Here is a 25,170-nt window from a genome sequence, read left to right on the forward strand (position 1 = left end):
GCTCAGCCCAGGGTGTCCACGTCGAGCCCGACGAACTCGCCGCCCCCTTCCACCCGCCCGGCGCGGGCGTCGACCTCGATGCTGCCGCGGGCGGTGCGGGCGCGGACGGCGGCGACGTATCCGGCGACCTCCTCGACGTCGATCCGGCCCTTCACCGTCGCCGGGGACGCCTGGCCGACGACGATATGGGTGCCGTGGATCGCGCTGAGCAGCCGCCGCAGCGCCTCGGCGTTCCGGCGGATCTCCTCCGTGTCGCTGTCGGCGTCGGTGCCGGTGCCCCGGTCCCGCACCTGCGGGGCGAGCTCGGCCATCAGCGCGCGCAGATCCGGCTCGAACCGGTCGACCAACGCCGCGTCGGGAGCCGGAAGTTCGGGAGTCGCGTCCTCCTCCCGCGGCGCGCGGCGCCGATCGAGCAGCTGGTCCGCCTGAGCGTAGAGAAACCTGATGCCCTCACTGAGCGCCACCCCGCCCAGGGCTGCCAGCGTCAACGGCTCCGTCATCACCCATCACCCCCGCCTCGAGCGTAACGAACCGTCAAATCCTATGCCGCGCAGCCGCGTTCACGCTTCACAGGATCTGCAACATTCGAACCACACGGCCTTTCCGCCGTGATGCAGGCGGTCCACGCCCCACTTGTCGGCCACCGCGTCCAGCAGGAGCAGTCCCCGGCCGTTCTCGACATCCGGCCGTGCCCCGACGGGCATGGCGGGCAGCCGCGCACAGCCGTCCACCACCTCGACCCGCACCCCGCCCGGGCGCCGCAGGATCAGTACGTCGCACCGCCGGTCCGGCACATGCCGTACGACGTTGGCGACCAGCTCGGTCACGCCCAACTCCACGGCGTCGGTCAGCTCGGGCATCCCCCACTCGCCCAGCAGCGAGCGGGCGATGGCGCGGATGTGCCGGGCGGAGTGCTCGCCGACGGTGAGGCGAAGCTGGTACTGGGCGCGGAAGGGGACCAGGCCGGTGGGGGGAATGTATTGGTTCACGGTACGAGCGTGACCTCGCGCGACTACGCTCGGCTACGGTACGGATACAACAGGTCCCGAAGTGGGCCGAGTTGCGTGAGAGGGGCCGCCGCGTGACCCATATCAACACCCTCGACCCGGGCGCCTCGCCACTCGACTACTACGGTTTCGAGTTACGGCGCTGCCGCGAGGATGCCGGGCTGACGCAGAAGAAGCTCGGGGACATCGTGTACTGCACCGGCTCCCTGGTCGGCCAGATCGAGACGGCCCGGAAGCTGCCGACGTTGCAGTTCAGTGAGCGGGTCGATGTGGCCCTGGGGACGGGGGGCTTGCTGTCCCGGCTGCATGAGCTGGTGATGCGTAGTCAACTTCCAGCCTGGTTTCAACAGGTGGCGGAGCTGCAAGCGCGGGCCGTCGAGATTTGCTCCTTCGAGACGCACATGATGCATGGTCTGCTCCAGACCAGGGCCTACGCGCGTGCTGTGCTCGGCGTGCTCGACCAGTCGGAGCTTGAAGACCGCACCGCGGTACGGCTCTCCCGCCAGCGCATCTTCCTGCAAGGGGAGCCCCCCGTCTTCTGGGCCATCCTCAGTGAGGGGGCGTTGTACCAGGAGTTCGGCGGCCGAGAAACCATGCGGGAGCAACTCGCTCACCTTTTGTCCTTCGAGGGCAAGCCCTGGATCAACATCCAGGTACTGCCGTTCTCGACCGGGGCGCACGCTGGGCTACAAGGCTCGTTCGACCTCTACCGGTTTGCGAGCGACCCCACCATCGTCTACACCGAGGGCTACGGCAGCGGGCATCCCACTGCTAATCCGGACACCGTCAAGGACTGCTCGCTCCGTTACGATCATCTTCAGGCCGCCGCACTCTCCCTCAAGGACTCGGCGGAGTTGATCCGGCGCGTGATGGAGGAGCGTTATGGAGAACACCGAGATTCTGACGGGGATCCAGTGGCGTAAGTCCAGCTACAGCGGCGACCAAGGCGGCAATTGCGTGGAGGTCGGCGAGACGGTCACCACCGTCGCCGTCCGAGACTCCAAGACCCCGGCGGGACCGATCCTCACGATCGACCCCGCCACCTTCACGACCTTCGTCAGCTGGGCGTCGGCTACAGCCGCTGAATAATCGTTCCGGTCGCCAGTCCACCGCCCGCGCACATAGTGATGAGCGCGAACTCCTTGTCCACGCGCTCCAGTTCATGCAGTGCCGTAGTGATCAGCCGGGCCCCGGTGGCCCCCACCGGGTGCCCGAGCGCGATCGCGCCGCCGTTCACGTTCACCTTCTCCAGGTCCTGCTCGAAGACCTGCGCCCAGCTCAACACCACGGACGCGAAAGCCTCGTTGATCTCCACGAGGTCGATGTCCTTCAGGGACATCCCGGCCTTGCCCAGCACCGCGTTCGTCGCGTCGATGGGGCCGTCGAGGTGGAAGTGCGGGTCGGCGCCGACCAGGGCCTGGGCGACGATCCGGGCCCGGGGCCGAAGCTTAAGCGCTCGCGCCATCCGCTTCGACGCCCACATGATCGCCGCCGCCCCGTCGCTGATCTGCGACGAGTTGCCCGCCGTATGAACGGCCGTCGGCATGACGGGCTTGAGGCCGGACAGCGCCTCCATGGAGGTGTCGCGCAGCCCCTCGTCCCGGTCGACCAGCCGCCACATGCCCTGTCCGGCGCGCTGCTCCTCCTCGGTCGTCGGGACCTGCACGGCGAACGTCTCCCGCTTGAACCGCTCCTCGGCCCAGGCGACGGCGGCCCGCTCCTGGGACCGCAGCCCGAGCGAGTCGACGTTCTCCCGCGTCAGGCCCCGGTGCCGGGCGATCCGCTCCGCCGCCTCGAACTGGTTGGGCAGGTCGACGTTCCATTCGTCGGGGAACGGCTTGCCGGGCCCGTGCTTGGACGCCGAGCCCAGCGGCACCCGGGACATCGCCTCGATGCCGCAGCTGATCCCCACGTCGATGACGCCCGCCGCGATCATGTTGGCCGTCATGTGGGACGCCTGCTGCGAGGACCCGCACTGGCAGTCGACGGTCGTCGCGGCCGTCTCGTAGGGCAGGCCCATGGTCAGCCAGGCCGTGCGCGCGGGGTTCATGGACTGCTCGCCGGCGTGGGTCACCGTGCCGCCGACGATCTGTTCGACGCAGTCGGCGGGGATGCCCGTGCGGCCCAGGAGTTCGCGGTAGGTCTCGCCCAGCAGATAGGCGGGGTGGAGGTTGGCGAGCGCGCCGCCGCGCTTGCCGATCGGGGTGCGCACTGCTTCGACGATCACGGGTTCGGCAGCCATGGGTGCGGATCCTCTCCGAGCGCTCTGCGGAACTAGTACGCGTTCTAGTTCTGTGTTGCAGTGTGCTGACGGAGGTTCAACCACGGCAAGAGGTGTGCGGGCAATTGGGACCCTCATGGCTATTGCCTGTTGTAGAACCCGTTACTACCGTCACGACGACCCTCTCTGCTGATGGACCGTCAGGAGCTGCCCATGCCCTGTCCAGCGCTTCCCGACGGGTTCGACTTCACCGACCCCGATGTGCTGCACCACCGCGTGCCCCTCCCGGAGTTCGCCGAGCTGCGCCGCACCGAACCGGTCTGCTGGATCCCGCAGTCGGGCAACGCGGCCGGATTCCAGGACGAGGGCTACTGGGCCGTGACCCGGCACGCGGACGTCAAGTACGTCTCCACGCACCCGGAGTTGTTCTCGTCCACCCTCAACACCGCGATCATCCGCTTCAACGAGCACATCGAGCGCGACGCCATCGACGCCCAGCGGCTGATCCTGCTCAACATGGACCCGCCCGAGCACACCCGCGTCCGCCAGATCGTCCAGCGCGTCTTCACCCCGCGTGCCATCCGCGCCCTGGAGGAGCGACTGCGCGCGCGGGCACTGAACATCGCCGCGAACGCCCGGGACCGCTCCGGCCCCTTCGACTTCGTCACCGAGATCGCCTGCGAACTGCCCCTCCAGGCCATCGCCGAACTGATCGGCGTCCCGCAGGAGGACCGAGCCAAGATCTTCGACTGGTCCAACAAGATGATCGCCTACGACGATCCCGAGTACGCCATCACCGAGGAGGTGGGGCAGGAGTCGGCCACCGAGATCATCGCCTACGCGATGAACATGGCCGCGGACCGCAAGGAATGCCCGGCGAAGGACATCGTCACGACCCTGGTCGCGGCGGAGGACGAGGGCAATCTGCGCTCGGACGAGTTCGGCTTCTTCGTGCTGATGCTGGCGGTCGCGGGCAACGAGACCACCCGCAACGCCATCACGCACGGCATGCACGCCTTCCTCACCCACCCCGAGCAGTGGGAGCTCTACAAGAGGGAGCGGCCCGCCACGGCGGCCGAGGAGATCGTCCGCTGGGCGACCCCGGTGGTCGCCTTCCAGCGCACGGCCACCCAGGACACGGAACTGGGCGGCAGGAGTCTGAGGAAGGGGGACCGGGTAGGAATCTTCTATGCCTCGGCGAACCACGATCCCGAGGTCTTCGAGCGCCCGGACACCTTCGACATCACGCGCGACCCCAACCCCCATCTGGGCTTCGGCGGAGGCGGTCCCCACTACTGCCTCGGCAAGTCCCTGGCGGTCATGGAGATCGACCTGATCTTCAACGCGGTGGCCGACGCGATGCCGGATCTGAAACTCACCGGCGACCCCCGCCGACTGCGCTCGGCGTGGATCAACGGTGTGAAGGAACTCCGGGTCAGCACGGGCTGACGCGTCCCGAGGGAGGCAGGAGCACCCCTTGTCCCTGCGCCCCGTTCCTGCCTCCCCCGAGACGCGGGTGCTCATACGTGAACGAAGGCGACGGCCCCGGGGATCAGGGGCCGCCGCCTTCGGCTCATGGGGTGGGGTCGGCTCGGTGCCGGCCGGCCGGCTCAGTACCAGCCGTTCGACTGCCAGAAGCCCCAGGCGCCGCACGGGCTGCCGTAGCGGTCCTTCATGTAGTCCAGGCCCCACTCGATCTGGGTGGCCGGGTTGGTCTTCCAGTCGGAACCGGCGGCGGCCATCTTGTTGCCCGGCAGCGCCTGGACGAGGCCGTAGGCGCCCGAGGAGGCGTTGGTGGCGTTGGGGTCCCAGTCGCTCTCGTGGTCGACGATCTTCGAGAAGCACTGGTACTGGGCCGAGTCCGAGATCATCTTCTTGGCGATCTTCTGCGCCGAGCCGGCCTCGGTCGTCGCGGCCTGCGCGGGCGCGGCGGCGAACAGGGTGCCGGCGGTGGCGGCGGCCAGAGCGGCACCGGCGAGGGCCTTCTTCGGGGCAGAGATGCGGCGGAAGGTGGAAGCGACGGACACGGAGAACCTTTCTTCGGGGACCGGGGCGCCGCGGGCATGCCGGAGCCACGCGGGGCGAGGCGGGGGACATGCGCCGGCGCCGAGGCCCTGAGGGCACGTCGGCGCCGTGCGACGTCGTCCACACAAGCAGGCCGGCGAGATGTCCGCAATGAGCCTGTTTGCTAGTTGAGGTCGTATGCCGGGCGGGGGTCTCTCGCGTGACGCGGCTCTCGATGCGCCCTCGATGCGCAGGTCGGCGGCCGTTCTGTCGAGCGCATCCCGTCCGATTTGCCCGACTAATGAGGGTCGTAGGTGATGTGGGTCATGTGGGGTGGTTCACCGTGCGGGTGACGGTCCGCGCGTGGGTCCTCACCGTGGGGGAGCGTCGAATGTGACCGGGCTCTCGAAGGCCGCCCGACGCGTGGCCCGGCGCAGCGCCCGGAGGATCGCCGGGCCGAGGACCAGGGTGAGGACCACGGTGACGACCGCCCGGCCCAGATCCCAGCCGAGCGAGGTGGCCAGGCAGTACGCGACGAAGCGGGCGAGGTTGCCCAGGGGCCCGGCAGCCGGTTCGGGGGCGATGTTCGAGCCGTCCGCGAGGAGATAGGGCCAGCCCTGCATGTTCATCACCGTGCCGTAGGCGAACGCGGCGAGGAAGCCGTATCCCGCGAGCAGCAGCAGCTCGCCGCGGCCCCGGAGCCGGTCCGGGCCCGGCAGCAGCCCGGCGCCCATCGTGAACCAGCCCATCGACAGCATCTGGAACGGCATCCAGGGCCCCACCCCGCCCGTGAGCAGGGCGGACGCGAACATGGTGATCGCCCCGAGGACGAAGCCGAACCCGGGGCCGAGAACCCGGCCGCTGAGCACCATCAGGAAGAACATCGGCTCGATGCCCGCCGTGCCCGCGCCGAGGGGGCGCAGCGCGGCGCCGGTCGCCGCCAGCACACCCAGCATCGCCACGGCCTTAGGGCCCAGCCCGGACTCGGCGATCGTCGCCGCGACGACGGCCACCAGCAGCAGAAGCAGGCCGGTGAAGAGCCAGGGGGCGTCCTTGGCGTGGGCGCTGACCTCCGCGGCGGGCGGGGCGAGGAAGGGCCAGCCGAGCGCGGCCACTCCCACGGCGCTCACCAGCAGGAGGGTGGCGACGGAACGGGGGCCGAGCCGGATGGGGCGGGCCTGCTTCTCGGATCCGGTCATGACAGCGCCTTCCGCACCTGCGCGACCGTGAGCCACTGCTGCGGGGCCAGGATCTTGGTGACCTGCGGGGCGAAGGACGGGGAGGAGACGACGACCTCGGCGGTGGGGCCGTCGGCGATCACCTCGCCCTCGGCGAGCAGGATCACCCGGTGCGCCAGTTCGGCGGCCAGCTCCACGTCATGGGTGGCCAGGACGATGGCATGCCCGTGGGCGGCGAGGTCGCGCAACAGCGTGACGAGCCGCGCCTTCGCCGCGTAGTCGAGACCGCGGGTCGGTTCGTCGAGCAGCAGGAGCGGCGGGCGGGCGGTCAGGACGACGGCCAGGGCGAGCGTCAGCCGCTGGCCCTCCGAGAGATCGCGGGGGTGGGCGTCGTCGGGGATGCCCGGCAGCAGCTCGGTCACCAGGGCCCGGCAGGTACCGGCCTCGGCGCCGGCGTCCTGGTCGGCGGCCGTGCACTCGGCGGCGACCGTGTCGGCGTACAGCAGGTCGCGGGGTTCCTGCGGGACGAGGCCGACGTGGTGGACGAGTTCGCCGGGCGGGGTGCGGTGGGGTTCGGCTCCGCCGACGCGCACCCGGCCGGAGGTCGGTTTCACCAGGCCGACCAGCGTGTTGAGGAGCGTGGACTTTCCGGCGCCGTTGCGGCCCATCAGCGCGATGGTCTCGCCGGGGGTGACGGTGAGGTCCACGTGACGCAGGGCCTGGACGCGGTCCCGGGTCACCGAGAGGGCTCGTACCTCGGCCGCGGTGGGGGAGGGGGGAGTGGGGTCGGCGGGGCGGGCGGGCACGGGGGTCCGGGTGAACCAGCGGCGGGGCTTGGGCGTGCTCACGGGGGCGGGGGGTGTGGACGCGTGGCGGCCGGGGGTGCCTTGTGGTTGCTCCCGCTGTTCCCCGCCCTCCTTGGGGGCGAGACGGTCCCGCAAGTCCTCGGCCCGGCGTCGGGCGTCCCGGACGGTCAGGGGGAGGGGGGCCCAGTCGGCCAGCCGGCCGAGGTCGACGACCGGGGGATACACCGGGGACACGGCCATCACCTCCGCCGGGGCGCCGATGACCGGAGGCGCGGCGAGGGAGGGGAGGAGGACGAGCCGGTCCGCGTACTGCACGACCCGCTCCAGGCGGTGTTCCGCCATCAGGACCGTGGTTCCGAGGTCGTGGACCAGGCGTTGCAGCACGGCGAGGACCTCCTCCGCCGCCGCCGGATCCAGCGCGGAGGTCGGCTCGTCGAGGACCAGGACCCTGGGATGAGGCGTGAGGACCGAACCGATCGCCACGCGCTGTTGCTGACCGCCGGAGAGCGTGGCGATGGAGCGGGCGCGCAGATCGGCCAGGCCCAGCAGGTCCAGGGTCTCCTCGACCCGGCGGCGCATCACGTCCGGGGCGAGCCCCAGGGACTCCATGCCGTAGGCCAGCTCGTCCTCGACGGTGTCGGTCACGAAGTGGGAGAGCGGATCCTGGCCCACCGTGCCGACGACGTCGGCGAGTTCGCGCGGCTTGTGGGTGCGGGTGTCACGGCCGGCCACCGTGACCCGGCCGCGCAGGGTGCCGCCGGTGAAGTGCGGGACCAGACCGCTCACGGCGCCCAGCAGGGTGGACTTGCCGACGCCGGAAGGGCCGACGAGGAGGACCAGCTCACCCTCCGGGACCTCGAAGTCCATGCCCTGGACGGTGGGTTCGGCGGCGCCGTCGTACGTCACCGAGACGTTCTCGAAGCGGATCACGACGGCTCCTTACGAGCGGGACCGAGGGCGGGGCGGCGGGGTGCGGACTCGCGGGGCGCCGGACTGACGAAGGCGGGGAGCAGGCCGATCAGGACGGCCGCGGCGGGCCACAGGGGCAGGGCGGGCGCGACCAGGGGGACCACGCCGGGGGCCAGGGCGGCCGGGTCGCGGGCGGCGGCGAGGGCCAGCAGGGCGGCGACGGCCACGCCGGACCCGGCGACCAGCCAGGCACGCGCGTCCCAGCGGTCCGGGCGGTAACGGGTGCGCAGGGCACGGCGACCGCCGAGGCGGAGCCCGGCCACGGCGGCGGCCAGCCCGGCGATCAGCGTCGGCAGCCCGTAGGTGCCGCCCGCGGCGGTCAGCAGCCCGTACGTGCCCGCGCAGACGCCGAGCAGGCCGCCCAGGGTGAGGGCGTTGGTCGTACGGCGCACGCGGGGCGGGACGTCGGCGGTACGGCCGTAGCCGCGGGCGTCCATCGCGGCGGCCAGGGCGACCGAGCGCTCCAACGCGCCTTCCAGGACCGGGAGTCCGACGTGCAGGAGTCCGCGTATGCCCCGGTCGGGCCGGCCGCGCAGCCGACGGGCGGCACGCAGGCGCTGGACGTCGGCGATGAGGTTGGGGGCGTAGGTGAGGGCGACGACCACCGCGACGCCCATCTCGTACAGGGCGCCGGGCAGGGACTTCAGCAACCGGGTGGGGTTGGCGAGGGCGTTCGCCGCACCGACGCAGATGAGCAGGGTGGCCAGCCGCAGGCCGTCGTAGAAGGCGAACACGACGGTCTCGGCGGTGACCCTCCCGCCGAGGCGGATGCCCTGCGCCCAGTCGGGGAGGGGGAGTTCGGGCAGCGTGACGATCACATGCGTGCCGGGGATCGGGGAGCCGAGGACGACGGCGAAGAAGAGCCGGATGAGGATCACGACGAGGGCGAGTTTGACGAAGGTGGCGTAGGAGCGCGCCCACGGGGCGTGGGAGCGGCAGGTCGCCACGACATAGCCGGACGTCGCCATGAGGAGGGCGAGCAGGAGGGGGTTGGTGGTGCGGGTGGCCGCGGTCCCGAGGGCGAGGGCCCACAGCCACCACGCGCCGGGGTGCAGTTGTGCCCCGGCCACTACTGCCGCCGCCGTCGTGCCTGCCAGATCGCTGCCGCCGCGAGGACGGTCACCGCGCCGATCCCGGCCACCAGGCCCACCGACGGGCCGCCGGCCGAGTCGTCCTTCGACTCCTCCTTCGCCGCGCCGGCCGGGGTCCGCGTGGACGTCGGCTCGTCGGCCGACCCCGACACCTGCTCGCCGCAGCCCTTGCGGGGGTAGCCCGCGATCGCGCACAGCAGGGCGCTGGTGTCGTAGCGCAGCGGCCCCGCGACGGCCGCCAGTGCCTCCGCCGTCGTCGCGTCCGGGGCCACCCGTGCGCAGACCGTGCGGCGGGCCGGGGGCGTCTCGCCCGACGGGGCGTCCTGCGGAGTGCCGAAGTCGATGACCAGGGCGACCCGCTTCTTGCCGTCCTGCGCCGGAGTCCGCGCGCAGATCACCTCGAACACGGCCGCGCCCCGAGGCTGGGCCGCGTCCTTCGAGTCCGCGCTCACCGCGAAGCGGAAGCCCTGGACGTCACCGTCGGACGGGCGGGCCAGGGAGGGGCCCTGGGTGGCGTAGGTCCAGGAGCCGCCGTCGCGGTCCCAGAAGGACCAGTAGCGGTAACCGGCCGCCTGGGCGGCCTGGGCCGCGCCGGTCAGCAGGACCAGCGCGGCCAGCAGGACGGCGACGGCACGGCGGATCACTGCCGGCCCTTCCTGCGGCCGCTCATCAGGAAGCCGATGCCGATGCCGACGATCAGGAAGACACCGACGTACCACCAGACGCCGAAGGCGCTGTCGTCGTCCTCCTTCTCCTTGTCCGAGGGCGTGGCCGACGCGGTGTCCGACGCGTTCGGCGCCGACCGGGGTGCCGGACCCGTCGCGTTGAGCTGCTCGACGAGGTCGGCGCCGCCGAAGTCACGAGGGTCGGTGCCGGTGGCCTGGGCGGCGAAGATCAGCTGGGCGTACGCGGCGGGGCCGCTCTGCTTCGCCCAGCCGGCGGACTCCTTCTCCAGCCAGTCCAGGGACTTGCGGCTCTGCTCGGTCAGGCCCGCGGCGGCGAGCGCCACCACCGCGTCGGCGGTGTTGCCGTAGTCGGGCTGGTCCTCGGCGCCGGGCATCACGGACTTCAGGTACCCGGTCTTGCCGAGAGCGCCGCCGAGGTAGCCGGCGCCGTTGACGGCCGCGTCAGCAGGCGTCGGCTTCTTGCCGCCCAGGCACTTCCCGGCGTCCTCGGACTCCTTGCCGGCCGTCACCACGAGCCCCTCGCCGAGGACGCCCAGCACACCCGCGGCGGTCGCGTCGCCGTTGGCCGCCAGCGCCCCCTTCTTGTCGGGCTGGAACGCGAACGCCCCCGCGTCCTCGTCACCGCACGGCAGGGAAAGCGCCAGCAGGGCGTCGTACGGGGACTTGCCGCCCTTGCGCACGTCCGCCGGCTTCTCACCGACGGCCGCGAGCGCGCCGATCACGACGGACGTCGAGTTCGCGTCGCTCGCGCCGCCCGGCATGTACCCCCAGCCGCCGTCCTTGTTCTGCACGGACTTCAGCCAGGTCACCGCCTTGCCGGTGGCGGCGTCGTGCCCGCGGAGCGCGGCGAGGGCCTGGACGGCGGCGGCCGTGTTGTTGGTGTCGACCGGAGTCTTCGGCCCGCACTTCTTCGAGGTGTCGGCACGGAACGGGGCGAACGCGCCGTCGGCGCACTGCTGCCCGGTGAGCCAGTCCACGGCCTTGTCGGCCGGCTTCACCCCGACCGTGTTCTGCGCGAGCAGCGCCAGCGACTGGCGCCACACGCCGTCGTAGGTCGGGTCGGACGTGCCGTACAGGCCCGCGGGCAGCGCCACCGACGGCGACGCGGACGGGGACGGGTCGGCGGCGAAGGCGGGCGTGACCGTGCCGATCACGGTGACGGCGGCCAGGGCCGCGGCGGTGCGGCGGACGTACATGATCGGCGGATGCCCTTCCCTGAAGGGGCCGGGCAGCGCAGGGGAGACCCCGGCGGCTCGGCTCCGTATACCTCGACGGTGCCGTGCCCCGGCCGGTTGCCGGTGCACGTGAGCCGGTCACGAATCCGTACGGGGCGATCCGGCTCACCGGCCTGTCGGACGGCCGGTTCACGGTTGCGGGTCAGCGCCGGATTTGCACCGGCTTTCCCCCGTACGGGTGTGATGACGACGCGGCTACTCTACCGGCCCGTAGGAAAGCGGCCGAGGGGAGGCCGCGAGGGGCGGTGGGTTCGCCGTATCGGGGCGACGGGGAGGGCGGGACTGCGGGACTGCGGGACTGTGGCTGCTCGGCTGGGCAATGATCCTCAGACCGCCACGTACGCCACCGGATCGCTCCCCGTCACCGCCTCCGCCCGCCCCAGCTTCACCAGCCGCCGCAAGTGGGACTCCGCCTCCGCGATTGCGATGTTCCGGGAGCCGTACGGGATCTGCTCCCAGGGGCGGTTCCACTCCATGCGCTCGGCGAGCTGCCAAGGGGTGAGGGGGGCGGCGAGGAGGGTGAGGAGTCCGGTGAGGCGGGTCTCGTGGTGGGCCAGTAACTGCCGTACCCGCGCGGGTGCGTCGGTGAAGGCGTGCTGGTGGGCCGGGAGGATCTCGGCGGGGGCGAGGCGGCCCACGCGTTCGAGGGAGGCGAGATAGTCCCCGAGGGGGTCGGTGACGGCCGTGTCGTCGGGGTCCTCGTACAGGCCGATGTGCGGGGTGATCCCCGGGAGCAGATGGTCGCCGGAGAACAGACGGCCCTGCCCGGGCAGCCGCGCCGGGTGCTCCTCCTCCAGGTGCAGACAGACGTGGCCGGGGGTGTGGCCCGGGGTCCAGATCGCGCGCAGGCGGCGGCCGGGGAGGTCGAGGAGTTCGCCGGGGACGATCTCGCGGTCGGGTGCGGCGGGGGCGAAGCCGGGCAGGGTGCCCGGACGGCGGGCGGCGCGGAGCGGGGCGACATGGCCCTCGGGGGCGCCCGCCGCGGTGAGTTTGTCCGCCATGTAGGAGAACCAACGCTCGGGGCGGGTCGAGCGGGTGCGCCGCACGATCGCGGCGTCCGCCGCGTGCATGGCGAGCCAGGCGCCGGAGACCTCGCGGACCTTGCCGGACAGACCGTGGTGGTCGGGGTGGTGGTGGGTGATGACGACGCCGTGGATCTCGCCGGGCGCGGTCCCGCACGCCGTAAGGCCCGCCACCAGGGTGTCCCAGGACGCCGGGTCGTCCCAGCCGGTGTCGATTAGCACCGGGCCGCGGTCGGTGTCGACGACATACACCAGGGTGTGCCCGAGCGGGTTGTCCGGGATCGGGACCCGCACCGACCGGACGCCCCCGCCGTGGTCGTACACCTGCGCCATGGCCTTCCCCCGTCCTGGCTCCGCCCGGCGTACTGCCGGCCCTCCACGTACGGTCCCCCACGTACGGTCCTCGCGACCATTGCCCACTATAACTAGAACTGGTATCAGTTCTGAAACAACGTCAGAAACAGCGCAAGGAACCAAGGAATCCCGCTCCAGCTCCGCAGGAGGCGTCGGCCATGACCGAGCTCGTGGAACACGGACAGCTGTTCATCGGCGGGGAGTTGACCGACCCCCTGGGCAAGGACGTCATCGAGGTGATCTCCCCGCACACCGAGGAGGTCATCGGACGCGTACCGCACGCCTCACCCGCCGACGTCGACCGCGCGGTCGCGGTGGCCCGCGAGGCGTTCGACGAAGGGCCCTGGCCGCGGGCGAGCCTCGACGAGCGGATCGAGGTCGTCACCCGCATCAAGGACGCGATCGCCGTACGGCACGAGGAGATCGCCCGCGTCATCTCCCGCGAGAACGGCTCCCCGTACTCCTGGAGCGTCCTCGCCCAGGCGCTCGGCGCGATGATGGTGTGGGACGCGGCGATCACGGTCGCGCGGAACTTCACCTACGAGGAACAGCGCGCCGGCGTGCTCGGCAAGATCCTCGTGCGGCGCGAGCCGGTCGGCGTCGTCGCGGCCGTGGTCCCCTGGAACGTCCCGCAGTTCGTCGCCGCCGCCAAGCTCGCGCCCGCGCTGCTCACCGGCTGCACGGTCGTGCTGAAGCCGTCGCCCGAGTCACCCCTGGACGCCTATCTGCTCGCCGAGATCGCGAGGGACGCCGGGCTCCCTGAGGGCGTGCTGTCCATCCTCCCGGCGGACCGCGAGGTGAGCGAGTACCTGGTCGGGCACCCCGGCATCGACAAGGTCTCCTTCACCGGCTCGGTGGCGGCGGGAAAGCGCGTCATGGAGGTCGCCGCCCGCAATCTCACCCGGGTCACCCTGGAGTTGGGCGGCAAGTCGGCGGCGGTGGTCCTGCCGGACGCGGACGTCGAGGCGACCGTCGCCGGAGTCGTCCCGGCGGCCTGGATGAACAACGGCCAGGCGTGCGTGGCCCAGACGCGCATCCTGCTCCCGCGCTCGCGCTACGACGAGTTCGCCGAGGCCCTCGCCGCGGCGGCCGGCGCGCTGGTGGTCGGCGACCCGCTGGACCCCGCGACCCAGGTGGGCCCGCTGGTGGCGGAGCGGCAGCAGCGCCGGAACCTCGACTACATCCGGATCGGCCAGGAGGAGGGCGCGAAGATCCTGACCGGCGGCGGGCGTCCGCAGGGGCTGGAGCGGGGCTGGTACGTCGAGCCGACGCTCTTCGGGGACGTCGACAACTCCATGCGGATCGCGCGCGAGGAGATCTTCGGCCCGGTGATCTGCCTGTTGCCGTACGGCGACGAGGCCGAGGCCGTGAAGATCGCGAACGACTCGGACTACGGCCTGAGCGGCAGTGTCTGGACCGCCGACGCCGCGCACGGTGTCGAGGTCGCACGGCAGGTCAGGACCGGCACCTACTCGGTGAACACCTTCAGCCTGGACATGCTGGGCCCGTTCGGCGGCTACAAGAACTCAGGGCTCGGGCGGGAGTTCGGCCCCGAGGGCTTCGGCGAGTATCTGGAGCACAAGATGATCCACCTCCCGGCGGACTGGGAGGCGTAGCCGATGGGCGACCGCTGGCACGTCGAGGTCGACCGGTCGGTGTGCATCGGCTCGGCCCAGTGCGTCCACCACGCCCCCGGCGGGTTCCGTCTCGACACCGGCCGCCAGTCCCATCCGGCCGACCCGGAGACCGACGCGAACGAGAAGGTGCTGGCCGCGGCGGAGAACTGCCCGGTGGAGGCGATCGTGATCACGCTGCTGGAGAGCGGGGAGCCGGTGTTCCCGCCGGAGGACTGAAGCGGGGTGGTGAGACAGGGTGAGGCAGGGTGAGGCGGCCGGAGAACCGCTCGAAAATTCCACTCCCGAAGGGTTCATTTCCGGCTAATTGTTCTATTCTGGAAGTCGGCCTACGAGGCGAGTGAGGGAGTTCGACCGGAGTAGCCGACTCTGGCGCGAAGCAGACGGTTTCCGCTGGGGCCGACGTCGACGGTCGGGCTGAGAGGCTGGAACGCCGTACGTGTCGTACGACGGGAAGGCGACCCCCATCACCTGATCCGGACAATGCCGGCGAAGGGAACCCGTCTCGTAGGTCTTTCGCGTGCCGTCTCGTGCCTGCTCGTGCTTCTCTCGGCTACTCGTCGTGCCCTTCCGGGCCGGTCAGGTCGATCAGCCGGCAGACCGTCTCGATGTCGATCTTCACCTGGGCGATCGAGGCACGGCCGGAGAGCCAGGTGATCAGGGCCGAGTGCCAGGTGTGCTCGATGACGCGGACGGCGGACAACTGCTCGGGCGTCGGGTTCTCCAGGCCCATCGCGTCCAGGATGATCACCGTCGTCTGCCGGGACACCTGGTCGACCTCGGGCGAGACACTCCGGTCGGCGAAGGTCAGCGCCCGCACCATCGCATCCGCCAGATGCGGTTCGCGCTGGAGCGCGCGGAAGGCCCGCATCAGCGTCTCCGCCACCCGCTCGGCGGCGGTCCGCCCCTGCGGCGGCTTCTTGCGCAGCGTGCCGTGCATGTGCTCCAACTGGTCCTGCATCGTGGCGACCAGCAGATGCACCTTGGACGGGAAGTAGCGGTACAGCGTGCCGAGCGCCACCTGCGAGGACTCCGCGACCTCGCGCATCTGGACGGCGTCGAAACCGCCCCGGCTGGCGAGCTGCGCGCTGGCGTGCAGGATGCGCCGGCGGCGGGCCTCCTGCCGCTCGGTGAGGGGCGGGGAGGGGGTCCGCGCGGTGGCGTCGAGCTTGGCTTCCGCAGGCATGCGTCCCGTTCTCCGTGACAGTCGGTGAGGGCTGATGATCGCACCGAGCATGGCAGGGCGTCCGCCGTGGCGCGAATCACCTGATCCACTGCTCACAGTGCCCCTACCTGCCGGTAGATTCAGAGCCTCCTGGACGATCAAGTCTGAAACTTGTTCTAGATTAGCGTCCCGGCGTAATCTCGCGGGACATCGCAGGCAGAAGGGGGCCCAGAGTGACCGCTGAGGCCAGTCAGGCGGGTCCCCAGGAGGACCTCGCAGCCGACGGCGAGCGACCGCTCAACATCGCGCTCCTCACCTATAAAGGGAACCCGTTCTGCGGCGGCCAGGGCGTCTACGTACGGCATCTCTCGCGCGAGCTGGCCCGCCTCGGCCACCGGGTCGAGGTCATCGGCTCCCAGCCGTATCCCGTCCTGGACGAGGGCTACGACCGCCTCACCCTGACGGAGCTCCCCAGCCTCGACCTCTACCGCTCGCCGGACCCCTTTCGCACCCCGAAGCGCGACGAGTACCGCGACTGGATCGACGCGCTGGAAGTCGCCACCATGTGGACCGGCGGCTTCCCCGAGCCCCTGACCTTCTCCCTGCGAGCCCGCCGCCATCTGCGCGCCCGGAGCGGCGACTTCGACGTCGTGCACGACAACCAGACGCTGGGCTACGGCCTGTTGGGTGACGTCGGCGCCCCCCTCGTCACCACCATCCACCACCCCATCACCGTCGACCGGCAGTTGGAGCTGGACGCGGCCGTCGGCTGGCAGCAGCGCCTGTCCAAGCGGCGCTGGTACGCCTTCACCCGGATGCAGAAGCGCGTCGCGCGCCGCCTGCCGTCGGTCCTCACCGTGTCCGGGACCTCCCGCCAGGAGATCGTCGACCATCTCGGTGTCCGCGAGGACCGGGTCCACGTCGTTCACATCGGCGCCGACACCGACCTCTTCTCGCCGGACGCCTCGGTGCGTGTCGTGCCCGGCCGGATCGTGACGACGTCCAGCGCGGACGTCCCGCTCAAGGGCCTGGTGTTCCTCATCGAGGCGCTCGCGAAGGTCCGCACCGAACAGCCCGACGCCCACCTCGTCGTCGTAGGCAAGCGGCCCACGGAGGGGCCCGTCGCCCAGGCGGTCGAGCGCTACGGCCTCGAAGGCGCCGTCGACTTCGTCAAGGGCATCTCGGACGCCGAACTGGTCGACCTGGTCCGCTCGGCGCAGGTCGCGTGCGTGCCGTCCCTGTACGAGGGCTTCTCCCTGCCGGCCGCCGAGGCCATGGCCACCGGGACGCCGCTGGTCGCCACGACCGGCGGCGCGATCCCGGAGGTCGCCGGCCGCGACGGCGAGACCTGTCTGGCGGTGCCGCCGGGCGACCCCGGCGCGCTCGCCACCGCGCTGAGCCGACTGCTGTCCGACGAGGACCTGCGCCTGCGGCTGGGCAGCGCCGGACGCGAGCGCGTCCTGCGGCACTTCACATGGGCGCGGGCGGCGGAGGGGACGGTGGCCCGGTACCGCGAGGCGATGGCGGGAGCGAGGCCCGCGGAGCGGGGTTCCGGCGGCCCGGCGGCGATAGGCACGGGCCGCTCCGGGAACACACCGGACGCCGGCCCGACAAGGGTGATCGAGGCCGCGCAGGTCGGCGGGGCCGCGAAGGTCGCCGGTGCCGCGCAGACCGCCGGGGCCGCGAAGGTCGGCGAGGCCGCTCCATGACCGCCGTGCACGCGATCGCCGACGCCGGCCGGTCCGGTTCCACGCCCCCCGCCCCCGCCGCCTCCGACACCTCCTCCCACCCCCACCCTTCCGACCGCGAAAGCAGGCCCACGTGCTGACCGTCGACTTCTCCCGGTTCCCGCTCGCCCCGGGCGACCGTGTCCTGGACCTCGGCTGCGGTGCCGGCCGGCACGCGTTCGAGTGCTACCGGCGCGGCGCCCAGGTCGTGGCGCTGGACCAGAACGGCGAGGAGATCCGCGAGGTCGCGAAGTGGTTCGCGGCGATGAAGGAGGCCGGGGAAGCCCCCGAGGGAGCCACCGCGACGGCGATGGAGGGCAACGCCCTCGCGCTGCCCTTTCCCGACGAGTCCTTCGACGTCGTGATCATCTCCGAGGTCATGGAGCACATCCCGGACGACAAGGGCGTACTCGCCGAGATGGTCCGGGTGCTGAAGCCCGGCGGCCGTATCGCCGTCACCGTGCCGCGCTACGGCCCCGAGAAGGTCTGCTGGGCGCTGTCCGACGAGTACCACGAGGTCGAGGGCGGCCACATCCGCATCTACAAGGCGGACGAGCTGCTCACCAAGATCCGCGAGGCCGGCCTCAAGCCCTACGGCACCCACCACGCCCACGCCCTGCACTCCCCGTACTGGTGGCTGAAGTGCGCGTTCGGCGTCGACAACGACAAGGCGCTGCCGGTGCGGGCGTACCACAAGCTGCTGGTCTGGGACATCATGAAGAAGCCGCTGGCCACCCGGGTCGCCGAGCAGGCGCTGAACCCGCTGATCGGCAAGAGCTTCGTCGCGTACGCGACCAAGCCGCATCTCCCCCGGGTGGACGCCAAGTGACGACTCCCCGGACAGAACACCTCGTCCTGCCCGGGGTCCTCACCGCCGAGCAGGCCGCCGCGACCGTGGCCGGCATCCTCGCGGTACAGCGGGAGGACGGGGCGATCCCTTGGTTCCGCGGGCATCACCTCGACCCGTGGGACCACGTCGAGGCGGCGATGGCGCTGGACACGGCCGGTGAACACGCCGCGGCCGAGCGGGCGTACGCCTGGCTGGCGGAGCATCAGAACGAGGACGGCTCCTGGTACGCCGCCTACCAGGACGGCGCCTTCGACGACGTCACCGACACCGGGCGCGAGACCAACTTCGTCGCCTACATAGCCGTGGGCGTCTGGCACCACTATCTCTCCACCGGCGACGACACGTTCCTGGACCGCATGTGGCCCGCCGTCCACGCGGCGATCGAGTTCGTGCTCAAGCTCCAGCAGCCCGGCGGCCAGATCGGCTGGCGGCGCGACGCCGACGGCACCGCGACGAAGGACGCGCTGCTCACCGGTTCGTCCTCCATCCACCACGCGCTGCGCTGCGCGCTCGCCATCGCCGAGCAGCGTGAAGAGCCGCAGCCCGACTGGGAGTTGGCGGCGGGCGCGCTGCGGCACGCGATCCGCCGCCACCCGGAGCGGTTCCTGGACAAGGACCGCTACTCGATGGACTGGTACTACCCGGTCCTCGGCGGCGCGTTGACCGGCGCCGAGGCCAAGTCACGCATGGAGGAGGGCTGGGAGCGATTCGTGGTCCCCGGCCTCGGGGTGCGCTGCGTCGTGCCCAACCCGTGGGTCACGGGCGGCGAGTCGGCCGAACTCGCCCTCGCGCTCTGGGCGATGGGTGAGTCCGACCGTGCGCTTGACATCCTCCAGTCCATCCAGCACCTGCGCGATCCGGAGAGCGGCCTGTACTGGACGGGCTATGTCTTCGACGACGACGCCGTCTGGCCGCTCGAGCTGACGACCTGGACGGCGGGTTCGCTGCTGCTGGCCGTCGCCGCGCTCGGCGGCCATGAGGCCACCTGCGCGGTGTTCGGCGGCGAGCACCTGCCGACCGGTCTGGACCCGGACTGCTGCGCGTGAGGTGACCGGCGTCTGTGCCGGTGTACATCAGCGCCGGTGTACGTCAGTGCCGGTGTACGCGATTGGCGATGGCGTGGCCCACGAACAGGTAGACCACGGCGGCCAGTCCGTACCCGGCCACGACGCGCGCCCACGCCTCGTCGAACGTGAACAGGTCGTAGGACCAACCCGCCAGCCAGCGTGCCGCGTCATGGACGAACTGCACGAAGTCGTTCGCGGGGTTGGCGTCGAGCAGATACATCAGGATCCACAGACCCAGGATGAGGGCCATGATGTCGGCGACGATCGCAATGACCGTGCCGGCCTGGTTCGCACCGTTGCGATATCTGGGGGACATGCCCTCCGGGTAACCCTTGAACCCTGGATGAAACCAGGCCGGTCAGGGGCCGTTCAGGAGTTGAGCTCGGCGAGCACCCGCAGGGTGTGCGGATCCGGCGCCAGCGCCAGCAGATCCGTCACCGGTCCCTTCCGCCACGACTCCAGCCGTTCGGCGATGCGTTCACGCGGGCCGACCAGCGATATCTCGTCGGCGAACGCGTCCGGGACGGCACGCACGGCCTCCTCGCGCCGCCCCTCCAGGAACAGCCGCTGGATCCGGCGGGCCTGCTCCTCGTACCCCATGCGTGCCATCAGATCGGCGTGGAAGTTGCGGGCCGCGTGCCCCATGCCGCCGATGTAGAAGCCGAGCATCACCTTGACCGGGACCAGCCCCTCGGCTACGTCGTCGCAGACCCGCACCTGGGCCATGGGGGCGACGACGAAGCCCTCCGGCAGCCGGGCCACCGCCTCCCCGTACGCGTCGGGCCTGCTCGGTGACCAGTAGAGCGGCAGCCAGCCGTCGGCGATCCGGGCCGTCTGGGCGACGTTCTTCGGCCCCTCGGCGCCCAGCAGGATCGGCAGATCGGCGCGGAGCGGATGGGTGATGGACTTCAGGGCCTTCCCGAGCCCGGTGCCGTCCGGCCCTTCGTACGGGTGGGAGTGGAAGCGCCCGTCCAGCGCCACCGGCGCCTCGCGCCGCAGCACCTGCCGTATGACGTCGACGTACTCACGGGTGGCGGTCAACGGCGAGGCGGGGAACGGCCTCCCGTACCACCCCTCCACCACCTGCGGCCCCGACAGCCCCAGCCCGAGCCTCATGCGCCCGCCGGAGAGGTGGTCGAGCGTGAGCGCGTGCATGGCGGTCGTGGTCGGGGAGCGTGCGGCCATCTGGGCAACGGCCGTACCCAGCCCGATCCTCGACGTCCGCGCGGCGATCCAGGTGAGCGGTGTGAAGGCGTCGGAGCCCCAGGACTCGGCGGTCCACACCGAGTCGTAGCCGAGCCGCTCGGCCTCCTGGGCGAGGGGCACATGGTCCGAGGAGGGGCCGCGGCCCCAGTAACCGAGTGCGAGCCCGAGCCGCATGGCCGCCGCCTCCTGACGGTTCGTCAGATCAGTGCTGAGGCTTGCGACTGTACGACAACGGCCCCCCACCGGGAAGGGTGAGGGGCCGTCGTACGACTACGACTCTTCGGACTCAGCCGCGCTGGATCCCCGACGTGTCCTGGAGGACACCGCGGCGGCCGTCCTGCGTCTGCGCGACCAGGGCCGGACCGCGCTGCTCGACGGCCAGGTACCAGGTGCCCGGCGCCAGTTCGGCGATCGGCGTCTGCGAGCCGTCCTCCGGGAACAGCGGACGCGGCACGGGCACGGCGAACCAGAACGGCGAGAAGTCCCCGGCGGGCGCCTGCGGCTGCTGCGCCTGCTGCGGCTGCCCACCACCGAAGGGCTGCCCGGCCTGCGGCTGCCCACCGTACGGCTGCCCCGGCTGCGCCGGCTGCCCGCCCGGGTACCCGTAACCACCGGGCGGCTGGGCGCCGTAGGGCTGGGGGGCGGCGGGGCCGGGGGCCGGGAGAAGGGCGGCCTGGAGGGCGGGGACGAGGGGGGTGGCGATGGCGGCGGCTGCGAGGATCAGGGCCGCGATGAAGCCGAGGATCAGACCTGCGGCGGCGCTGCCGCCCTCGGGAACGTCCACCAGAGTCCAGAAGAGGCTCCACGCGGCGAGCACGGTGAATGCCACACCAACTGTCCCGAGGTCCAGTCCGGCGACCTTGCGCGGCTGGGGCAGTAGACGGTTGACGACGATCAGGGCGGCACCGATGACCCCGCCCAGGTAGGTACCGAAGCCGAGGCCGAGGTTTTCCCACCCATTGATGTCAATGTTGTACCCGGAGGCGGAGTAGAGCTGGAGGAACGACGCGATGAACAGCAATACCGCTGCTCCGATCACCACGCCGTCGCCTCGAGTGAGGGAGCGGATATTCACTTCAGGTCCTTCGTCAGTCGTCTCAACATCGGCATCGCTGGAGGCGTCGCTGTCACCATGTCGCCGTCAGGCCCCGGTGTGAAGCGCGGGGGTGGCCCCTCATCGTAAGGACGACCTTATCGTCCGACCGACGAGGCTGTCCGCCGGGATCAACCCGTGGACCATTACCCGCGCAGGAAACTCACGATTCCCTCAGAGATCCCTCGCGCCGCCTTCTGTCGCCAGGTGTCACTGGTGAGCTGCGCCGCGTCCTTGCTATCGCGCATGTTGCCGCACTCGACGAACACCTTGGGAACCGTTGACAGATTGAGACCGCCGAGATCCTTACGCGTGACCAGGCCGGTGCCGTCGCCGACATAGTTGGAGGGGGCGTTGCCCGTGACGCGGACGAAGGAGCCCGCGATGCGTTCGCCGAGGGCGCGGGACGGGGCGACGATCGGGCCGGTGTCGGCGGCGCCCTCGTCGACCTTGCCCGGGAGGATGACGTGGAAGCCGCGTTGGCCGGCGCCCGCGCCGTCCGCGTGGATGGAGACGACGGCGTCGGCGTGCGCGTCGTTGCCGATGCGTGCGCGTTCGTCCACGCACGGGCCCCATGAACGGTCGCCGTCCTGCGTGAACTTGACCGTGGCGCCCTGTTTCTCCAGCAGGGTGCGCATGCGGTGGGCGACGTCCAGCGTGAACTTGGCTTCGGTGTAACCGTCGTTCGTCGAAGTCCCCGTCGTGTCGCACTCCTTCCAGTTCGTGCCGATGTTCACCTTGCGGTTGATTTCGGCGGTGTGCTGGAAGTTGTTCGGGTTGTGGCCCGGGTCGATGACGACGACCTTGCCCTTGAGGGGGCCGGACCCGGCGGGCGCGGAGGTCGAGTCGGCGGTGGGGGTGGGGCCCGGCGGCTTGTCGTCGGTCGTGGTGGAGGGCGTCGGCGCCGCGCTCGACGGCGATTCGGACGACCGTACGGCCGCGTTGCCGGCGCCGTCTCCGTCGCCGCCCACCGCCTCGTACAGCAGCCAACCGAGCAGCGCCCCCGGCACGAGGGCGGCGGCTGCCATGGTCAGGGCGCGGCGGCGACGGCGGCGGGGCTGGGGAGGATCGAAGTCCGGACCTACGTACGACACGCCTGACACCTTACGGGCCGACCAGGCCCCGTGCCGGGAAGGCACGGTCGAGCAAGGCGGGAGTTCAGACCCCCGACCCCGTCCGCTTCAGCACGCGCAGCGAATCCGTCACCGACACCTCCGTGAACGCCCCCGACTCCAGCGCCCGCAGATAGACGCGGTACGGCGCCTGTCCGGTGAACTCGTCCACCGGGTCCGGGAAGACGTCGTGGATGACCAGCAGTCCGCCCTCGGCGACATGAGGGGCCCAGCCCTCGTAGTCGGCGTTCGCGTGCTCGTCGGTGTGGCCGCCGTCGATGAAGACCAGGCCGAGGGGGGAGTTCCAGATCCCGGCGACCTGGGGGGAGCGGCCGACGAGGGCGATCACGTGCTCCTCCAGTCCCGCCGCGTGCAGTGTGCGGCGGAACGTCGGCAGCGTGTCCATCAGGCCGAGCGTGGGGTCGACGGTCTCCGGGTCGTGGTACTCCCAGCCCGGCTGCTGCTCCTCGCTGCCGCGGTGGTGGTCGACCGTGAGGGCCGTCACTCCGGCGGCGCGGGCGGCGTCGGCGAGCAGGATCGTGGAGCGACCGCAGTACGTGCCGACCTCCAGGAGGGGCAGGCCGAGGCGTCCGGCCTCGACGGCCGCCGCGTGGAGCGCGAGCCCCTCGCCCACGGGCATGAAGCCCTTCGCCGCCTCGAACGCGGCCAGGATCTCGGGCTTGGGGGCCGGGGCGGGGGCCATGCGGGTGCCTTTCGGTCGTACGAGCGTATGGGCGCCCATCGTGCACCACACCCCCGTCACGAGGGTGACGAGGGTGTGGTGCGGGCGGGTGTGCCGTTCGTGAGTGGGCCCGGTGGACGGGGGGTCTCAGGCACCGACCGTCTCGCCCGGCAGCGAGAGGTCCAGGTCGACCGTGGCGTCGTCGCCCGTGTGCGTCGCCGACGAGGCCAGCGGGGCGTGGCCGTCGGCGCGGGCGGCCAGGACGTAGGCGCCTTGGGCGGGGACGGCGAGGGTGTACGAGCCGTCCTCGGCGGAGAGGGCCGCGCCGGCCTGCCGGCCCCGGCGGTCGATCAGGGTCACGTTCGCGCGGGCCACCGGAGCGCCCGCCGCGTCCAGGACCCGGCCGCGGAAGCCGCGCAGGACCTCCTCGGCGCGCTCCAGATTGGCGTCCTCCTCGCTGGCGGCGCGCAGCTGCGGATGGGCGGCGGGGCGGTGCTTGGGCAGGAACAGGGCCAGGAGCAGGCCGATCGCCACCGCGGCCGTCGCGATCAGGAAGGAGACACGGAAGCCGTGCATCGTCGGGACCTCGACGCCGCCGACGTCGTTCGCGGTGTTCGCCAGCACCATGCCGATCACGGCGCTCGACACGGACGTACCGATGGAGCGCATCAGTGTGTTGAGGCCGTTCGCCGCGCCCGTCTCCGAGGCGGGGACCGCGCCGACGATCAGGGCGGGGAGGGAGGAGTAGGCCAGGCCGATGCCCGCGCCGAGGACCACGGCGATGACGAGGCTCTGCCAGGGGGCGCTCATCAGGCCGAGGCCGGCGCCGTAGCCGACCGCGATGATCAGCATGCCGAGGATCAGGGTGGTCTTGGGGCCGTACTTCGCCGAGAGGCGGGCATAGACGGGGGCGGTGAACATCATCGTCAGCCCGAGCGGGGCCACCAGCAGGCCCGCCACCACCATCGACTGGCCGAGGCCGTAGCCGGTCTCCTTCGGCAGCTGGAGCAGCTGGGGGAGGACCAGGGAGACGACGTAGAAGCTGACGCCGACCATGATCGAGGCGAGGTTGGTGAAGAGGACGGCCGGGCGGGCCGTGGTGCGCAGATCGACCAGCGGGGCCTTGGTGCGCAGCTCGTACAGGCCCCAGAGGAGGAGGACGACGACCGACGCGGCGAAGAGCCCGAGCGTGGTGCCGGAGGTCCAGCCCCAGTCGCTGCCCTTGGTGATCGGCAGGAGGAAGAGGACCAGGCCGGCGGAGAGGCCGAGCGCGCCCAGCACGTCGAAGGAGCCCTTCGCGCGGACCTCGGACTCCGGTACGACGACGAGGGTGAGGGCGATGGCGAGGACGCCGAGGCCGGCGGCTCCGTAGTAGAGGACGTGCCAGTCGGCGTTCTGGGCGACCAGTGCGGCGGCGGGGAGCGCGAGTCCGCCGCCGACGCCGATCGAGGAGCTCATCAGGGCCATCGCCGAGCCGAGCCGCTCGCGGGGCAGCATGTCGCGCATCAGGCCGATACCGAGGGGGATCGCGCCCATCGCGAAGCCCTGGAGGGTACGGCCGACGATCATCAGGAGCAGGTCGCTGGTGACGGCGCTGACGAGGGCGCCGAGCACCATCACGGCCAGGCTGGCTATCAGCATGCGCCGCTTGCCGTACAGGTCTCCCAGCCTGCCCATGATCGGGGTGGCGACGGCGCCGGAGAGCAGGGTCGAGGTCAGGACCCAGGTGGCGTTGCTGGGCGCGGTGCTCAGCAGCTGCGGCAGGTCCTTGATGACCGGGACGAGCAGGGTCTGCATCACCGCGACAACGATGCCCGCGAAGGCGAGGACCGGGACGAGGGCGCCCGAGGCCGCTCTTCCGGTGGGCTGGTCGGTCGTCGTTCGTGTCATGTCGTGGACCAACTCGGTGTGCCTGGGCAACTATTCCGATGCTTTGGCCAGCTAACGATTTCTTGACCTGTTCTTGATGAAGCAGGGCCGTGGACCTAGGTGTATTGACCCGCAGGGTTGTTCACACGGCTGATCGGTGGCTGGCCGCCGAGTGCGGTGTGGCAGCGATGG

25 protein-coding genes and 2 riboswitches are annotated in these 25,170 nt (G+C 71.3%); of the genes, 8 read left to right on the plus strand and 17 right to left on the minus strand.

Annotated elements, in window-relative coordinates:
* Positions 1-2 precede the first annotated feature (2 nt).
* Positions 3-500 (minus strand): hypothetical protein, encoded by a 498-nt coding sequence (locus ACHBTE_RS34400; RefSeq protein ID WP_394729444.1) that lies wholly within the window; start codon positions 498-500, stop codon positions 3-5.
* 60 nt (positions 501-560) lie between these two features.
* Positions 561-989, minus strand: a complete 429-nt coding sequence (locus ACHBTE_RS34405) for an ATP-binding protein (RefSeq protein ID WP_394729446.1) — start codon at positions 987-989, stop codon at positions 561-563.
* Positions 990-1,081: 92 nt separating this feature from the next.
* Between ACHBTE_RS34405 and ACHBTE_RS34410 the strand changes: the two genes are divergently transcribed.
* Positions 1,082-1,930 (plus strand): Scr1 family TA system antitoxin-like transcriptional regulator, encoded by an 849-nt coding sequence (locus ACHBTE_RS34410; RefSeq protein WP_394729448.1) that lies wholly within the window; start codon positions 1,082-1,084, stop codon positions 1,928-1,930.
* Positions 1,890-2,096 carry a DUF397 domain-containing protein gene (locus ACHBTE_RS34415; protein WP_394729450.1) on the plus strand — a complete coding sequence of 69 codons (207 nt, stop codon included), beginning with the start codon at positions 1,890-1,892 and terminating at the stop codon, positions 2,094-2,096. The genes ACHBTE_RS34410 and ACHBTE_RS34415 overlap by 41 nt, the downstream gene beginning before the upstream one ends.
* Here ACHBTE_RS34415 and ACHBTE_RS34420 read toward each other — a convergent pair.
* Positions 2,080-3,249: a steroid 3-ketoacyl-CoA thiolase gene (locus ACHBTE_RS34420; RefSeq protein WP_394729452.1), complete on the minus strand. Its 1,170-nt coding sequence runs from the start codon at positions 3,247-3,249 to the stop codon at positions 2,080-2,082. The two genes, ACHBTE_RS34415 and ACHBTE_RS34420, sit on opposite strands and share 17 nt — an antisense overlap.
* 192 nt (positions 3,250-3,441) lie before the next feature.
* Between ACHBTE_RS34420 and ACHBTE_RS34425 the strand changes: the two genes are divergently transcribed.
* A complete protein-coding gene (locus ACHBTE_RS34425) occupies positions 3,442-4,677 on the plus strand; it encodes a cytochrome P450 (RefSeq protein ID WP_394729493.1) in 1,236 nt (411 codons plus the stop codon).
* 161 nt (positions 4,678-4,838) lie between these two features.
* On the opposite strand, the gene ACHBTE_RS34430 is transcribed toward ACHBTE_RS34425, so the two are convergent.
* The 7 genes from ACHBTE_RS34430 to ACHBTE_RS34460 form a co-directional block, all read right to left on the minus strand.
* Positions 4,839-5,255 carry a transglycosylase SLT domain-containing protein gene (locus ACHBTE_RS34430; protein ID WP_394729454.1) on the minus strand — a complete coding sequence of 139 codons (417 nt, stop codon included), beginning with the start codon at positions 5,253-5,255 and terminating at the stop codon, positions 4,839-4,841.
* Between the two features lie 348 nt (positions 5,256-5,603).
* Positions 5,604-6,431 carry an ECF transporter S component gene (locus ACHBTE_RS34435; protein ID WP_394729456.1) on the minus strand — a complete coding sequence of 276 codons (828 nt, stop codon included), beginning with the start codon at positions 6,429-6,431 and terminating at the stop codon, positions 5,604-5,606.
* Positions 6,428-8,146, minus strand: coding sequence for an ABC transporter ATP-binding protein (locus tag ACHBTE_RS34440; protein WP_394729458.1), 1,719 nt, complete (start codon positions 8,144-8,146; stop codon positions 6,428-6,430). The genes ACHBTE_RS34435 and ACHBTE_RS34440 overlap by 4 nt, the downstream gene beginning before the upstream one ends.
* The gene (locus ACHBTE_RS34445) at positions 8,143-9,255 is read right to left on the minus strand and encodes an energy-coupling factor transporter transmembrane component T (RefSeq protein ID WP_394729460.1); all 1,113 of its coding nucleotides are present in this window, start codon (positions 9,253-9,255) and stop codon (positions 8,143-8,145) included. The genes ACHBTE_RS34440 and ACHBTE_RS34445 overlap by 4 nt, the downstream gene beginning before the upstream one ends.
* Positions 9,255-9,920, minus strand: a complete 666-nt coding sequence (locus tag ACHBTE_RS34450) for an SCO2322 family protein (protein WP_394729462.1) — start codon at positions 9,918-9,920, stop codon at positions 9,255-9,257. The genes ACHBTE_RS34445 and ACHBTE_RS34450 overlap by 1 nt, the downstream gene beginning before the upstream one ends.
* On the minus strand, positions 9,917-11,158 hold the full coding sequence (locus tag ACHBTE_RS34455) for a prenyltransferase/squalene oxidase repeat-containing protein (protein WP_394729464.1): 1,242 nt from the start codon (positions 11,156-11,158) through the stop codon (positions 9,917-9,919). The genes ACHBTE_RS34450 and ACHBTE_RS34455 overlap by 4 nt, the downstream gene beginning before the upstream one ends.
* Positions 11,159-11,296: 138 nt before the next feature.
* Positions 11,297-11,361: riboswitch (cobalamin riboswitch) on the minus strand.
* A 162-nt stretch (positions 11,362-11,523) separates the two neighbouring features.
* Positions 11,524-12,552, minus strand: a complete 1,029-nt coding sequence (locus ACHBTE_RS34460; RefSeq protein ID WP_394729466.1) for an MBL fold metallo-hydrolase — start codon at positions 12,550-12,552, stop codon at positions 11,524-11,526.
* A gap of 179 nt (positions 12,553-12,731) precedes the next feature.
* Here ACHBTE_RS34460 and ACHBTE_RS34465 point away from each other — a divergent pair, with 179 nt between their 5' ends.
* Entirely contained in the window at positions 12,732-14,189 is a 1,458-nt protein-coding gene (locus ACHBTE_RS34465) for an aldehyde dehydrogenase (RefSeq protein WP_394729468.1), read from the plus strand.
* 3 nt (positions 14,190-14,192) lie between these two features.
* Complete coding sequence (locus ACHBTE_RS34470; RefSeq protein ID WP_394729470.1) at positions 14,193-14,426, plus strand: ferredoxin; 234 nt, start codon at positions 14,193-14,195, stop codon at positions 14,424-14,426.
* Positions 14,427-14,539: 113 nt separating this feature from the next.
* Positions 14,540-14,722, plus strand: a riboswitch (TPP riboswitch).
* A gap of 38 nt (positions 14,723-14,760) precedes the next feature.
* Here ACHBTE_RS34470 and ACHBTE_RS34475 read toward each other — a convergent pair.
* On the minus strand, positions 14,761-15,393 hold the full coding sequence (locus ACHBTE_RS34475; RefSeq protein WP_394729472.1) for a TetR family transcriptional regulator: 633 nt from the start codon (positions 15,391-15,393) through the stop codon (positions 14,761-14,763).
* A 212-nt stretch (positions 15,394-15,605) separates the two neighbouring features.
* On the opposite strand from ACHBTE_RS34475, the gene ACHBTE_RS34480 reads away from it, so the two are divergent.
* From ACHBTE_RS34480 to ACHBTE_RS34490, 3 genes are all read left to right on the plus strand, one after another.
* Positions 15,606-17,081 (plus strand): glycosyltransferase family 4 protein, encoded by a 1,476-nt coding sequence (locus ACHBTE_RS34480; RefSeq protein ID WP_394729474.1) that lies wholly within the window; start codon positions 15,606-15,608, stop codon positions 17,079-17,081.
* Between the two features lie 112 nt (positions 17,082-17,193).
* Positions 17,194-17,928, plus strand: coding sequence for a class I SAM-dependent methyltransferase (locus ACHBTE_RS34485; protein WP_394729477.1), 735 nt, complete (start codon positions 17,194-17,196; stop codon positions 17,926-17,928).
* A complete protein-coding gene (locus tag ACHBTE_RS34490; protein ID WP_394729479.1) occupies positions 17,925-18,995 on the plus strand; it encodes a prenyltransferase in 1,071 nt (356 codons plus the stop codon). Before ACHBTE_RS34485 ends, ACHBTE_RS34490 begins: the two co-directional genes overlap by 4 nt.
* Before the next feature lie 43 nt (positions 18,996-19,038).
* Here the strand turns inward: ACHBTE_RS34490 and ACHBTE_RS34495 are convergent, their stop codons facing one another.
* The 6 genes from ACHBTE_RS34495 to ACHBTE_RS34520 form a co-directional block, all read right to left on the minus strand.
* Positions 19,039-19,332, minus strand: coding sequence for a hypothetical protein (locus ACHBTE_RS34495; protein WP_394729481.1), 294 nt, complete (start codon positions 19,330-19,332; stop codon positions 19,039-19,041).
* Positions 19,333-19,385: 53 nt separating this feature from the next.
* Positions 19,386-20,396: an LLM class F420-dependent oxidoreductase gene (locus ACHBTE_RS34500; protein WP_394729483.1), complete on the minus strand. Its 1,011-nt coding sequence runs from the start codon at positions 20,394-20,396 to the stop codon at positions 19,386-19,388.
* Positions 20,397-20,508: 112 nt separating this feature from the next.
* Entirely contained in the window at positions 20,509-21,297 is a 789-nt protein-coding gene (locus ACHBTE_RS34505) for a DUF5336 domain-containing protein (protein ID WP_394729485.1), read from the minus strand.
* Between the two features lie 164 nt (positions 21,298-21,461).
* On the minus strand, positions 21,462-22,409 hold the full coding sequence (locus ACHBTE_RS34510; protein ID WP_394729487.1) for an N-acetylmuramoyl-L-alanine amidase: 948 nt from the start codon (positions 22,407-22,409) through the stop codon (positions 21,462-21,464).
* Positions 22,410-22,473: 64 nt separating this feature from the next.
* A complete protein-coding gene (locus ACHBTE_RS34515; protein WP_394729489.1) occupies positions 22,474-23,130 on the minus strand; it encodes a class I SAM-dependent methyltransferase in 657 nt (218 codons plus the stop codon).
* A gap of 126 nt (positions 23,131-23,256) precedes the next feature.
* Complete coding sequence (locus tag ACHBTE_RS34520; protein WP_394729491.1) at positions 23,257-24,999, minus strand: MFS transporter; 1,743 nt, start codon at positions 24,997-24,999, stop codon at positions 23,257-23,259.
* Between the last annotated feature and the right edge of the window lie 171 nt (positions 25,000-25,170).

Origin of the sequence: Streptomyces sp. M41, assembly GCF_043673425.1 — a bacterium.
Taxonomy (GTDB): domain Bacteria; phylum Actinomycetota; class Actinomycetes; order Streptomycetales; family Streptomycetaceae; genus Streptomyces.

Excerpts from the sequence above, each read along its gene's own strand:
- ACHBTE_RS34400 (WP_394729444.1), bottom strand. The coding sequence starts at position 500 with ATGACGGAGCCGTTGACGCTGGCAGCCCTGGGCGGGGTGGCGCTCAGT.
- ACHBTE_RS34415 (WP_394729450.1), top strand. The coding sequence starts at position 1,890 with ATGGAGAACACCGAGATTCTGACGGGGATCCAGTGGCGTAAGTCCAGC.
- ACHBTE_RS34420 (WP_394729452.1), bottom strand. The coding sequence starts at position 3,249 with ATGGCTGCCGAACCCGTGATCGTCGAAGCAGTGCGCACCCCGATCGGC.
- ACHBTE_RS34425 (WP_394729493.1), top strand. The coding sequence starts at position 3,442 with ATGCCCTGTCCAGCGCTTCCCGACGGGTTCGACTTCACCGACCCCGAT.
- ACHBTE_RS34435 (WP_394729456.1), bottom strand. The coding sequence starts at position 6,431 with ATGACCGGATCCGAGAAGCAGGCCCGCCCCATCCGGCTCGGCCCCCGT.
- ACHBTE_RS34455 (WP_394729464.1), bottom strand. The coding sequence starts at position 11,158 with ATGTACGTCCGCCGCACCGCCGCGGCCCTGGCCGCCGTCACCGTGATC.
- ACHBTE_RS34460 (WP_394729466.1), bottom strand. The coding sequence starts at position 12,552 with ATGGCGCAGGTGTACGACCACGGCGGGGGCGTCCGGTCGGTGCGGGTC.
- ACHBTE_RS34465 (WP_394729468.1), top strand. The coding sequence starts at position 12,732 with ATGACCGAGCTCGTGGAACACGGACAGCTGTTCATCGGCGGGGAGTTG.
- ACHBTE_RS34470 (WP_394729470.1), top strand. The coding sequence starts at position 14,193 with ATGGGCGACCGCTGGCACGTCGAGGTCGACCGGTCGGTGTGCATCGGC.
- ACHBTE_RS34475 (WP_394729472.1), bottom strand. The coding sequence starts at position 15,393 with ATGCCTGCGGAAGCCAAGCTCGACGCCACCGCGCGGACCCCCTCCCCG.
- ACHBTE_RS34495 (WP_394729481.1), bottom strand. The coding sequence starts at position 19,332 with ATGTCCCCCAGATATCGCAACGGTGCGAACCAGGCCGGCACGGTCATT.
- ACHBTE_RS34500 (WP_394729483.1), bottom strand. The coding sequence starts at position 20,396 with ATGCGGCTCGGGCTCGCACTCGGTTACTGGGGCCGCGGCCCCTCCTCG.
- ACHBTE_RS34515 (WP_394729489.1), bottom strand. The coding sequence starts at position 23,130 with ATGGCCCCCGCCCCGGCCCCCAAGCCCGAGATCCTGGCCGCGTTCGAG.
- ACHBTE_RS34520 (WP_394729491.1), bottom strand. The coding sequence starts at position 24,999 with ATGACACGAACGACGACCGACCAGCCCACCGGAAGAGCGGCCTCGGGC.